General features: G+C 45.8%; 11 protein-coding genes and 1 rRNA gene. 5 read left to right on the top strand and 7 right to left on the bottom strand.

Annotation, left to right across the window (positions count from 1 at the left end; all coding sequences use genetic code 11):
* Positions 1-80: ribosomal RNA gene (rrf, locus tag AB7U36_RS09060) — 5S ribosomal RNA — on the top strand; the annotation flags it as partial.
* Positions 81-131: 51 nt separating this feature from the next.
* Here rrf and AB7U36_RS09065 read toward each other — a convergent pair.
* From AB7U36_RS09065 to AB7U36_RS09090, 6 genes are read right to left on the bottom strand one after another with little or no spacing between them, the layout of a single operon-like run.
* A complete protein-coding gene (locus AB7U36_RS09065) occupies positions 132-1,067 on the bottom strand; it encodes a helix-turn-helix domain-containing protein (RefSeq protein ID WP_428159462.1) in 936 nt (311 codons plus the stop codon).
* 18 nt (positions 1,068-1,085) lie between these two features.
* Entirely contained in the window at positions 1,086-1,379 is a 294-nt protein-coding gene (locus tag AB7U36_RS09070; RefSeq protein WP_428159463.1) for a hypothetical protein, read from the bottom strand.
* Between the two features lie 36 nt (positions 1,380-1,415).
* Positions 1,416-1,940, bottom strand: coding sequence for a DnaJ domain-containing protein (locus AB7U36_RS09075; RefSeq protein ID WP_428159464.1), 525 nt, complete (start codon positions 1,938-1,940; stop codon positions 1,416-1,418).
* Positions 1,941-1,942: 2 nt separating this feature from the next.
* Entirely contained in the window at positions 1,943-2,779 is an 837-nt protein-coding gene (gene dapB, locus AB7U36_RS09080) for a dihydrodipicolinate reductase (RefSeq protein ID WP_428159465.1), read from the bottom strand.
* Positions 2,776-4,467: a sugar phosphate nucleotidyltransferase gene (locus AB7U36_RS09085; RefSeq protein WP_428159466.1), complete on the bottom strand. Its 1,692-nt coding sequence runs from the start codon at positions 4,465-4,467 to the stop codon at positions 2,776-2,778. Before AB7U36_RS09085 ends, dapB begins: the two co-directional genes overlap by 4 nt.
* Before the next feature lie 5 nt (positions 4,468-4,472).
* Entirely contained in the window at positions 4,473-7,118 is a 2,646-nt protein-coding gene (locus AB7U36_RS09090) for a 1-acyl-sn-glycerol-3-phosphate acyltransferase (protein WP_428159467.1), read from the bottom strand.
* A gap of 327 nt (positions 7,119-7,445) precedes the next feature.
* On the opposite strand from AB7U36_RS09090, the gene AB7U36_RS09095 reads away from it, so the two are divergent.
* Entirely contained in the window at positions 7,446-7,661 is a 216-nt protein-coding gene (locus tag AB7U36_RS09095; RefSeq protein WP_428159468.1) for a hypothetical protein, read from the top strand.
* A 249-nt stretch (positions 7,662-7,910) separates the two neighbouring features.
* Here the strand turns inward: AB7U36_RS09095 and AB7U36_RS09100 are convergent, their stop codons facing one another.
* Positions 7,911-9,098 carry an exo-beta-N-acetylmuramidase NamZ family protein gene (locus tag AB7U36_RS09100; RefSeq protein ID WP_428159469.1) on the bottom strand — a complete coding sequence of 396 codons (1,188 nt, stop codon included), beginning with the start codon at positions 9,096-9,098 and terminating at the stop codon, positions 7,911-7,913.
* A 167-nt stretch (positions 9,099-9,265) separates the two neighbouring features.
* Here AB7U36_RS09100 and hisC point away from each other — a divergent pair, with 167 nt between their 5' ends.
* The 3 genes from hisC to AB7U36_RS09115 all read left to right on the top strand — a co-directional run.
* The gene (hisC, locus tag AB7U36_RS09105; RefSeq protein WP_428159470.1) at positions 9,266-10,357 is read left to right on the top strand and encodes a histidinol-phosphate transaminase; all 1,092 of its coding nucleotides are present in this window, start codon (positions 9,266-9,268) and stop codon (positions 10,355-10,357) included.
* Positions 10,358-10,361: 4 nt separating this feature from the next.
* Entirely contained in the window at positions 10,362-11,021 is a 660-nt protein-coding gene (gene cmk / locus AB7U36_RS09110) for a (d)CMP kinase (protein WP_428159471.1), read from the top strand.
* Positions 11,022-11,147: 126 nt separating this feature from the next.
* On the top strand, positions 11,148-12,435 hold a 1,288-nt coding region (locus AB7U36_RS09115), incomplete at its 3' end, for a 30S ribosomal protein S1 (protein ID WP_428159472.1).

The following is a 12,435-nucleotide window of genomic DNA, read 5'->3' on the forward strand; positions in this document are numbered from 1 at the left end:
TCTCGAACACGGAAGTTAAGCTCTTTAGCGTCGATGGTACTGCATGGGAGACTGTGTGGGAGAGTAGAACGCTGCCGGTTCTTTTTTAAAAAGCCCTGATCAAGATATTCTTGGCAGGGCTTTTTTTATTTTCACATGGGCTTGTGTTTGAAACTGTTTGGAAAATGGGTGTAATGGGCTTCCATGGCCTGGTAAGGTGTTTGCTGTTTTAAAAAGTAGAGAGGCAGTTCAACGTTGTAATGGCATATCTGTTTTGCTAGTGCTTCGTTTGTTTCCCAGGGGGGTGTATCTTTTTTAAGGTCAGGGCTGTTACCGATTTTGTTCACCCGCAAGTTTAATTCACTTATGGTATCCGCATGCAGATCATCCATGTGAAAGAATGGAAGGCCCAATGTCCTGCACAATTGTTCAATGGCGGTGTCAGGATTTTTCATACCTGTGTCTTCGGAGCCAATCCTTACCGGATCATTGTAGATAATGCCCAGGACCTTTAGAGGAAAGCCCTGGATATGATTTGAAATAAACTGGATATGATCTGAAATGAATGTGTGCGCCATGGTGGAAAACTGCGCATGAAAGGTCCTGAACGAGCAGTCAAGAAGGGTTTGCAACACCACAGTCGATTTGTCTTCCAGAAAAGAGGGCAGATGAAAACAATTGTAATAAAAATAGGTGCCTGTGTAATCTTTGAGGTCAAATGGAACAGATCTCCCAAGTTTTGGCATCCTGGATATCTGGTACCGTTTAAGACATCTGTTCAGGCTGGCCCTGGAACAATTGACCTTAAAAAAAGATTCTGCAATTTGATGCAGATCATCAAGGCCTGCCCTGAATGCCATCCGGCAGATGATGATTTTAATCTCTTCAATGGGTGCCAGGGCGGTTTTTATGCGCTTGGGTGTATGCGGGCGGTCATATACGTCCATGCGTTTTTGCCACCGGCGTATTGTGGTTTTACTGACCCCTGTTTTTTCTGCCAGAGTAGCAACGGACAGATGGGGGTTGTTTTGAATATATGCCCGCTGGGCAGGGGTTGTTGTTGCATTTTTATGAAGATGTATTTTCATGGCAACACCTCTTATATCTTATTTTTTCCGTGCGGAAAGTATCCAGACAAGGGACCATCCCAGGGCCACGGGCAGAACGCCTGAAACCATAAAGATCAAAATGCGCCCCTGCCAGGGTTTTGTCCACAAGGCACTGATGATGATGACAACTGCCGACAATACAATGGCGGCCCTCATTTTCATCGTGAACACCCTGGCAGATGGTCCTGTTTTTTTTCTTCTGGCCAAGGGTTTCGGGGGGATCATCCGGGGGACAATCAGGATACACAATAATAAAAGGATAAGTACAAGAATTTCGCTGATGCCGGTCAATTCAGTTTCCTAAAATGTGTTGTATTCAATTGTTTTTCACCGATTATAAATGGATTTTAACGTTCCATATGCCTGCTGGATTTCTAAAAATTTTTCATTGGCAAGAGTTGAAAATTCTTCACCCAGGTGGGACAGTTTATCCGGGTGGTATTGCTTGATTTTGTTTTTATACGCATTTTGAATTTGAGACCAGGACGAAGATTCGTCCACACCAAGGATCTCATATGGGGATTTAACGGTACTGATGTCTGTGAAACTGTTCTCTTGTGCTGACTGACCTGTTGCGTTGGACCTGGATGACGACCGGTTTGGGGCGTCTTTTCTAAATGTTTTGGCTGTTTCAGGATCTTGCGTTTTTTTCCCAAACGATTGTTTAGTGCCTTTTTTAAATAAAAAAGAGGGCAGCCGGCCATATCGGATCAGATGATACAGGCACAAAATAACCAGACTGTCATCGATCCATCCCACCCAGGGCAGATACATTTCGGGAATCGCATCCGCAGGCGAGATAAGATAGGCCAGTCCCAGAAGAACCAGTATAAATTTAACCAGAGGCGTCATGCTCACTGCCCGGCGGTCAGGACATCAATCATGGTGAAAATTTTGCGCTCAACGGCTTTTGCATCAATTTTATTTTTTAGGAAAACCACCGCATCAAAGGTGCCTGAAACATAAATCTGCCTTCCGTTTATGTTATGGGTCAGTTCAAACAATGCTGACCCGTCCGGGGCTTTCAGCGTATATGTATGCCATCCGTGCCCCCCTATATACTGCTCCGGAACGCCTAAATCCGCTTTCTGGATTTTGGGATCCCTGATTTTTTCAATATCGGAAATATTAAACTCCGTGCCCAGTTGATTAAAACAGGCCACCAGGGCCTTGGCCGTGCCCGATGTATCCGCTTTTGCCTGCTGGTGGCTCTCTTTTACCTGAAGCGCGAATCCTTTGAACAGTCCAGGGAAAGTGCTTGCCCCGTATTCAAGCATGGCCTGAAGCCCCACGATCTGTTTGGCCATGTTCGGTGCAATGACTGCGGGAACAGACCCGTTGTTCACCGTGTTTTCAAGATCCTGCCTGTCTCCGCCTGTGGTGCCCATAACAAAGGGTATTTTATACGCAACATAAAATTGGGCATTGCTGTTTACAGCTGTTGGGTGGGTGTAATCAACACAGATGCAGCCAGGATAGGATTCAAGAATGTTAGTGATTCTATCTTCCCTTTCACTGGGTTTTAAAAGGGTCACTTTTGTCTGATCCACAGATACCTGGGGCATGGTGATTTCCTCTCCGGTCAGGGAGAACGGTACAAGGGTAAACCGCTCATCCTGGAGCGCGGCTTCAACCATTATACGGGCCACATTTCCCGGCAGTCCGTTGATCATGATGGGTATGCAATTCATTTTAAATCTCCTTGAAGGCTTTGGGCAAAATGGGTCAGATCAGCAAGTTCAGGGTCGTTTAAGTTTTTGAGCCGGCATTCAAGCCCGTTCAGGGCTGCCGGGATATATTTTTTAAATTGGGTCTTGTTTTTAATTTGGGTCAGAAAACCAAATGCGCCCAGCATCTGAAGGTTGCGTGAAATACAGCAGTATCTGAAACTATGCATAAAAGCATCTTTATTACAGGATACGTTAAGGCCTATTTTTTCCAAAGCAAAGTTTAAAAGCTGATCTTGAACAGTCCGGGACAGTGTAACATAGGGGTCAATTAAAAGGGAAGCCAGATCATACTGAAAAGGGCCTTTGCGTGCGGATTGAAAATCAATGAACCAGGGGTGCGTGTCATGGATCATGATATTTTTCGACTGGCAGTCCCTGTGCATAAGCCCGTTCATTGCATAAGTCAGTGCATTGTCGGCAATATGGGAAAATTGCGGGGCAAAGGTTTCGAACTGTTCTCTGCGGCCAAGGTATTCATTTACAAAGGCCTGCATAAAATACCGGCATTCCAGATCCAGGATCATCTGTTTTGAGTAGGACGGGGTCTGGCAGGTCCAGGCCGTATCAAAATTTTCAATTCCTTTAAAAGAAAAATCAATCAGGGCGTCAATAACACGTTTATACCAAGTGATGATCTGTTTTTCGTCCATTCCCCGGATATGGTCGGCCAGATGGGTGGTGCCAAGATCTGCCACGGCCACCTGGCCTGACATGGTGTCATGACCCAGGATTTTGGGCACGGCAACACCCTTGTCTGTCAGATGGGTCCCGATTTTTATAAAGGCATTCAACTGGGCTGACCCAGTGCTGCATTGGGGCGTATCCATGCAGATGCCGTGATCCGAGAGGATCAGGCTTTTTTCGTTATGCCGGGCACGGAACCAGAGCCGGTCTGATCCGTCCCCGGCCAGGGCCTGGATTTCAATTTCATGAATCCGGGACAGGGCTATACCAAAAATCTTGCCTGCCAGGCATTCCCTGGACGTATGCCGGTAATCCTGGGGTGTGCCCATGTCCCGCCAGTAAAACTGTTTTGCGTTTAGCGCAGAAATTTTTTGCAGGCCACATAATTTTTTATACACATCAATGCTTGAAAATATTTTTTCAGGAGGCATGTATTCGAAAATGCCCGGGGATATGGCCTGGATTCCTGTGAAGGCAAGACCGGATTCCGGGGCCTGGGAAAAGTGCCTGACAATGCCGAGCCCTGGCGTTGTCTGGTCCACACAAAGGGTATTGAACCGGTAGCAGTCATGGACCAGCAGGGTGGCAAGGGCATCAGATGCCTTGTGGCAGGCCATCAGGTGTGACAGATCAAAATCACAGATCACATCTGCATTGACCACAAAAAAATCATCATCTGCCAGTTGACTGCCAAGGTTGGCAATGGCCCCGCCGGTGTCGAGAATTACAGGCTCAAAAACCATTTCCAGAAGATTTTTTGACCGGTGATTGTCAATAAAGCGTTCAATGGCATTTGCTAAATGATGTGCATTGATAAAAATTTTTGTACACCCGGCATCTGAAAGGCTTTTAACGGCATAGTCGAGAACCGGCCGGCCGTTGATGGTGAAAAGGGGCTTGGGCAAATGCTGTGTATAGGGCAGCAGCCTTGTTCCAAATCCTGCTGCAAGTATCAGGGCTTTCACGATGATCAGCTTGAGATCCGTCTGGAGAGCAGATCAATGATCTCCTTGTACTGGTCTATGCGTTCCTGGTCCCCGGAGCCGTTGACCTCGTTTTTGGCAAAATAGTTCACGGCATTGCGGTAGTTGATCAGGGACAAGGATTCTTTTCGTACCACCTGGTTGCGTTTATACAGTCTGGTGCCGAATGAAAGCAGCTTTTTTGCACGCTCCTTGACATCATATTTGTCTGTCTTTTCTTTTTCCAGAAAGATCAGGCAGGTCATATAGGATTCAAAAAAAGGAATGAGAAAGGCTGCAAACCATTTTAATTTTCTCAACCCTTCCGATGTCAGGTTGAAGGTGTCGGCAAATTGAGGATCAGGCACAAGAATCCCCTCGTTGATAAAGCCTTTTAACGCCTTTGAAATCTGCTCTTGTGCGGCAATTTCCTCATCAAATGAAAATTCGTCCGCGAACAGTTTTTGCAAGAACTGGTACCTGGATACAAGGTCCTCTATTTCAAACTTAAACCGGTCGATCTCTATAATGGCTGCGGCCGTATAAGCAGCCGGTACAAAGAAACAGATCACCGAGTTTTTATAGTAGTCCAGGACCGGTCTTTTGTTGTGCTTGACAATGAGCATGGTGGTGTCTGTGATATCATCCTCGTCTTCATCGGCAAGCTCAATGAAATTTCTGGAAAGAAAATTTTCAATGACCGAATCAAAGGCATTGTCCGGGTCAATCATCAATGTGTCGGAAAGATATGCCCCGTGAAAGATCAGATGATTCATATAGGTGTTTACCCGGGCAAACATCTGTTTCTTTGTAAACGTGCTTTCAGAGCAGTTAAGGATGCCGGACGCGACAATGCCATGGGGCGTGGCAACCGTATTGTCATTGATGGCGTTTATCAGTTTGTATCCGAATCCCTTGACAAAGTGACTGAACTCCCCATCACTGGCTTTTTTGAGATTAACCCCTTTTTCATCCATATACGTGTTCATGGAAATCGGCGTGTCAAATTTAAGATACACTTTGCCGTATTTGCGTTTTAAAAATTTCCTTGTGTTCAACAGGCCTTTGAAGTTTTCAGGTGTTTTTTTCCCGCCTTCAATTTCTTTGAGATAGGCGTCCTCTTCCAGGACCCTGTCATATCCCACATAAATAGGCACAAAATAAAGATCTTCACAGGCACCGCTTAAAAATGCCCGGATAATCATGGACAGCCCGCCGATTTTTGGAGGCAGTACTTTTCCCGTCCGGCTTCTGCCCCCTTCAATATAAATCTTAATATTAAACCCTTCATAGAGCAGTTTCTCTATATATGCTGCAAAAATGCGGGCATACAACTCTGCCCCCTTGAATGTCCGGCGCAGGAAAAACGCACCGCAACTTCTGAATATCAGGCCAAGGGGCCAGAAGGAAAGGTTTTTGCCCGCTGCAATATGGGGGCAGGGCATATTATTCTTGAACATGATATAGGGCAATAGCAGGTAATCAAGGTGGCTTTTATGGCAGGGAATCAGAATCAGCGGGGCTTTGGTGTAGGTCTCCCGCATCATGTTGATCTCATCCTGGGATACGGAAATCCCCTCAAATATGTTTTTAAATACCAGGGTAAAAAGCCAGTTTAAAAAATTTATTACCCTTAAACTGTAATTGGCTGCAATTTCATCAATATAAGCAGCTGCTTTTTTGTTTATCTTTCGCAAAGGGGTCTGGGTTTTGTCTGCATAGGCAGCCAGAAACTCTCTTAAGGATTTTCTGTTAAGAATGTCTTCGGTGATCTCTTGGCGGGATTTAAGCACGGGACCGGTGATGCTTTTGCGCTGGCGGTTCAGGATATCCACAAGGAGACTTCTAAGCCGGTGGGTCTGGAATTCCGAATCAAGACGCTGGATTTCAGGCCGGGCTAAGAATTCTTTCAGGTTCACGGGCCGGGCCACTTCCACCCGGATTTTGTCCGGTTGCCGCAGCAGGGTGAAAATCCTTTTGAGGCGGCCGGGATTTTCATGGGTGCCGAATATTATATCCCCAAGGCTTGGATTCTTATGCATGGGCTTGGTGATATAGATAATATCTTCAGGCACAATAATAACCGGCTTTTCAGTTTGTTTCTGCAGTTCAATCAGATGAAATAACGGATCCGGTGTTGACCTGATAAACCTGTTATAAAATTCATCCTCTTCAATAAGGGTGATGAATCCTGCCCGGTTCTTCAAAAGCATTTTCCGGGCATACCCGCTGGAATAGACATCCTTGAAGTGGAAATGGTGAAAAAAATAGTCCAAGTGGGAAAGGATAATCCGTCCAAGCTGTTTTGCGGGTAAAAGAAAGAAAAACCGTAAATCAAAACCCAGTTCAGGATACGGGCAGTTCATGGGTTTTAAAAGGGTGTGAAAATATAAAAAATCAAAAATATGTTTGTTTTTACAGGTGAAAACAACAATCGACCCCGGTGCTGTATTTTTTATTCGTTCAAGGCTGTTGTTATCTATGCTGATTTTATTAACAAGATGGCCCAGTATTTTATCGATAACAACGCTTTGGGTGCCTGGATAATAACTTGAATAATAATCATGGGAGCCGTTAAGCAGAAACTCGATTGATTTACGTATTTTTTCCCGGGTGGCTGAGACCAGGTCATTTATCGGTGCAAACAAGCTCATAGGGGGTCCTTTTTTCCATCGAAGTTTGAAGGGTCAATCGTGGCAGGAACGCTTTTTTGGGTTCATTCAATACCAGAGCTTGGTTTACATGGCAATATGATAATTTTTATATAAACGATTGAAATAATCGCCCATTTTTATGCCAACATCCTGAATTAAAAGTATTTATTCAGGTGTTTTGACATGGGTAAAAACGCCTTGATAAAATCAGGGGTCTGTGATATTTTTCCTCATCTATTAGGAAATAAGCACATTAATTTTTAGGTATGAATCACGTATTGCACGTATCAACTTTTTGTTTAGACGGGAATTTAAGGAGGATAACCTATGAAAACGTTAATTGGCGGATCTATTGCAGTTCTTCTCGGTGTGATTGGCATGGCTGTATGGTTTACAGAGTTTTTGCAAATTATTAAAGGATGTATCCCTGTTGTTCTTCTGGTGGCCGGCGGCTTTGCACTCTACCTTGGATTTGACGAGTTGAAAGACTCCTGGAAAAATGACGAAGGTGTTGATGCGTCTGCGGATGCGTCTGTCGATTAAGACAAGATTCAAATTGCCGAACTCGAAAAAAAACCGGTGGTATGAAACGCGCCAAATAATGACGCTTTGTCGGATTTATCAGTCCATAGTACCTGAACAACAAAGCCCCGTATTTGGGCGGCTCGATAGAGGAGCGCATGCTCGCTATGTTGCCCAGATGCAGGGTGCAGAAAAATTTGCAACCGGAGCAACCTTCTGGTTGTAAGGATTGCAAATTTTTCTGCAACGCCGCAGATGGATGATTTATCGTTACACACCATATAGATAAAAGACTTGTGATTCCTGCCTAAATTGCTGCAAAGGTGCCTGCCAGGCCTTTTCCAGTTCAAGGGGATCATGCATTTCTTCAAGGTTCTCCCGCAACTTCCGGCTTCCTAAAATCAGGTCCATAGGCAGGCGCTCAAATTCATACTCATAAGGCGGGGCCTTGAACTGGAATCCGTTGGAATGTGCTTTCATGATTTCCTGTAACAGAATCAGGGAATACAGATAAGGTTTATATTTTCTCCTGTCCGTTACATGGATGTGAACACCTTGGCATGTCTGGTTCTGCCATTTCCCGGATGTGGGCTGGAAACAGACCGGCCGCAGCACAATTCCTTCAAGGCGGCCTTGTACACGTTGTTTTAACGTATGACTATCCACATAGGGCGCGCCGAACTGTTCAAAGGGCAGGGCGGTGCCCCGTCCTTCCGACAGATTAGTCCCTTCAAAGATGACCTGGCCGGGATAAACCATGGCTGAAAGCGGGGTGGGCAGGTTCGGGGATGGTGGAATCCAGAATAGTCCGGTATCCTGCCAGTACATATCTCTTTTCCATCCCTGCATGGGAATCACAGTAAGATCACAATTGATCTTCTGGGTTGTATTGATATAGGCGGCGATTTCACCGATGGTCATGCCGTGGCGCATGGGGATGGGGTAACGCCCGACAAATGAAGAATAGTCCTCTTCAAGAATATTGCCCTCAACCTGTAAGCCCCCAATAGGATTGGGGCGGTCCAGAATCACCACGGATTTGCCGAGATTTGCTGCCATTTCAAGGCAGTATGAGATGGTATATATAAATGTATACACACGGGTCCCTACATCCTGGATATCAATGAGCAGGGTGTCTATGCGGGCAAACATATCGGCTGTGGGAATTCTTGTTTCACTGTACAGGCTGAATACCGGTATATTCAGATCCGGGTCTCTGAAATGCCCCGATTCAATCATATTGTCTTGCTTTTCCGCAAAAAAACCATGCTGGGGTGAGAACAGGGCACAGATCTGCCCGGGAAAATGTTGTGATATAACGTTTTTTGCATGTTCAAATTGACTTGTTATCGAAGCTGGATTTGCCAGGAGGCCCAGACGCCTTCCCTTTAAACATCCAGGCAGATTGTCGCCTAAGGTGTCCAGTCCGGTTTTAATCCGTGGTGCGTGTTTGTTCAATGTTAGTCTCCAATAATCCGTATGACCCATTCAAAAGTGACATAACTGCAGGCAAGTTGCTTGCAATTGTTCTGCCCTAACCCCTATCACAGGTATTGACAAAAATTCAAATTCTAACTAATTAATACCGTTTTATCCAACCCGCAAAGCAATGGAGCAGATCTTTCATGTTGTTTTCAATCAGTGAGTCCCTAAAGGCCATAAAGCCCTATGAGGCCGGCAAGCCATTAAGTGAGGTAGAGCGCGAGTATGGTATCACCAACGCGGTAAAACTTGCCTCCAATGAAAACCCTTTCGGCTTTTCACCCCAAGTGACCCGGGCTGTTTTGTCAAGATTGCCCGGGATGAACCGGTATCCTGAGCCGGTCCCTTTTACGCTATGCCAAAAACTTGCTGAAAAACACCATGTTCAGAAGGAAAATCTGGTCATTGGAAATGGTTCCGATGATATCATTGCCCTGCTTGCCCATGGATTTCTGGACCCCGGGCAGGAAGCCGTGATGCCGCTGCCTTCCTTTCTCATGTATGAGATCAGTGTGAAAACCGCAAAGGGGGTTCCGGTTATGGTGCCCCTCAAGGATTTTTCCACGAACCTTGACGGGCTTGCCAAGGCAGTTACCCCTAAAACAAAACTGGTGTTTGTAACCAATCCCTTCAATCCCACCGGGGCTGTGATCACCAAGGATGAATTTTCACGGTTTGCCGATCAACTGCCGGACAACGTGATGATTATTGTGGATGAAGCGTATATCGAATTTGTACGCAACGATTCGGTCTATAATTCTCTGGCTGTGCCGTTGACGGATCCAAGAATTGTAACCCTAAGAACCTTTTCCAAAGCATACGGCCTTGCCGGTTTCCGCATTGGATACGGGGTTATGGATAAAGCTGTGGCTGAAATCTTAAACCGGATCCGTCAGCCCTTTAATGTGAACGCCCTTGCTCAGGTTGCGGCCCAGGCTGCCCTGGAAGATACGGATTTTCTGTACAAAACCATTACTGGTACCCATCAGGGTATTGATTTTTTAACCCAAAAATTTACAGATGCGGGGTTTGAGGTGCTGCCCACCCAGGCCAATTTTTTTATGATGGATGTCAAGACCAGTTCCCGGGAGCTGTGTGAGAAACTGCTTCGAAAAGGCGTGGTGGTGCGTTCCCTGGCATCCTATGGATATGACACCTTTGTTCGCATCAATGCCGGCACGGACCAGGAAAACCAAAAATGCGCGGATGCGCTCATCCGTGTTGCAGGGGAATAAAATAATGGACAGGCGTATCATTACCATTGACGGGCCGGCCGGTGCCGGTAAAACAACGGTTTCAAAGACCCTTGCAAGGGAACTTGGCTGTGTTTATGTGGACACCGGCGCTTTATACAGAGCTGTTGCGTTTGAAATCAAGCGCCAACAGATCAACTGGGAAGACAGTGCCCTGCTTGACCAGTTTCTTGCCTGCCTTGATCTTGATTTTGTCATGGATGACCGGGGACCTGTGCTGACATCATCGGGCCGGGATATCAGCGCATATATCCGTACCAATGAAATCAGTATGCTGGCCTCGGCTACCTCTGCAAAGCCCCAGGTACGAACAGCATTGATGGGTATTCAAAAATCCATTGCCAGGGAAAGGGATGCTGTGTTCGAAGGCCGGGACATGGGCACGGCTGTTTTTCCCAATGCGTCATATAAGTTTTTCCTGACCGCTGATGTTAACGTGCGTGCCCGAAGACGATTTGAGGAATCAAACGCCTCCGGAATTTTATTTGAAAAAATTCTCGAAGATATGGTCAAGCGGGATGCAGATGATGCCCAACGGGCTGTATCTCCATTAAAACAGGCCCCGGATGCTGTTCTTATCGATGCCACCGAATTAGATGTTTTCCAGGTGGTGGAAAAAATGAAACACATCATCAAAACCGCTTAAAAAATTTTGCAATTCCTTGATTTTTCTTTTTTTCGTTGATATAAGAACCAATTGTATTCGCCTTTGCCATCTTTTCCTTATGATTCAAAGACGGGTAACATCATCGATTAGGGGGGATAAATATTAATGAATAACATTGCTGAAGAAAACCAAAACATGAATCAAGAATTAGAGACCCAAAATGAGGTAAAAGAGTCTGAAATCGAACTCACCGGAGAAGAGACCATGGAAGAACTGCTGGACATCTACGAGTCCAGCCTCAGTAAATTTGAAGAGGGACAGGTTGTCACCGGAACGGTGATCTCCGTCGGCAGGGAAACAGTCCTTGTGGATGTGGGATATAAATCTGAAGGACAAATCTCAATTCATGAATTCATTGGTGAAGACGGCAATGTCAACGTCAAAGTCGGCGACGAGTTTGAGGTGATGATTGAAGTATGGGATGAAGAGGAAGAGACTGTTCTTCTGTCCCGTGACAAAGCCAAAAAGGTTAAAGTGTGGGATGCCATCAAGGATATCTACGACGAAGACGGCACCATTGAGGGTGTCATCACCAGTCGGGTTAAAGGCGGCTTTTCCGTTGATATCGGGTTGCTGGCCTTTTTGCCAGGATCCCAGGCTGATCTGCGGCCCATCCGCAACATGGATGAAATGGTCGGCAAGACTTATACCTTTAAGATCCTTAAGTACAACAAGAAAAGAAACAATATTGTCCTGTCACGCCGGGTACTGCTTGAAACAGAAAGGGAGAAAATGCGCAGTGCCACCCTGTCTGCCATTGAAAATGACAAGGTCATGGACGGCATTGTCAAAAATATTACCGAATACGGTGTATTTGTTGATCTCGGCGGTGTTGACGGACTTCTTCACATTACTGATATTTCCTGGGGACGGGTTAAACATCCCTCTGAACTGTTTTCCGTCGGCGATCAGATCAAGGTGAAAATTCTCTCCTTTGATTTTGAGAAAGAACGAGTCTCTCTGGGCATGAAACAGCTGACGCCGGATCCCTGGACAACGGCTGCTGATAAATACCCCATTGATTCCAAAATCAAAGGCCGGGTGGTCAGCCTGACGGATTACGGGGCATTCATTGAACTCGAAGAGGGAGTTGAAGGCCTTATCCATGTCTCTGAAATGTCCTGGACCCGCAAAATTCGTCATCCGTCCCAGATGGTTGCCGTGGGCGAACAGGTTGAGGCTGTTGTTCTCGACCTTAAACCTGAAAATCGCAGGATTTCTCTGGGTATCAAACAGACCGTTGAGAATCCCTGGGAAGTCATTTCCCAGAAATATCCCGTGGGCACCATCATTGAAGGAAAAATCAAAAACATTACCGAATTCGGTCTTTTTATCGGCATTGATGATGACATTGACGGCCTGGTTCACATCTCTGATATTTCATGGACCAAAC

The organism is Desulfobacter sp. (genome assembly GCF_050177295.1).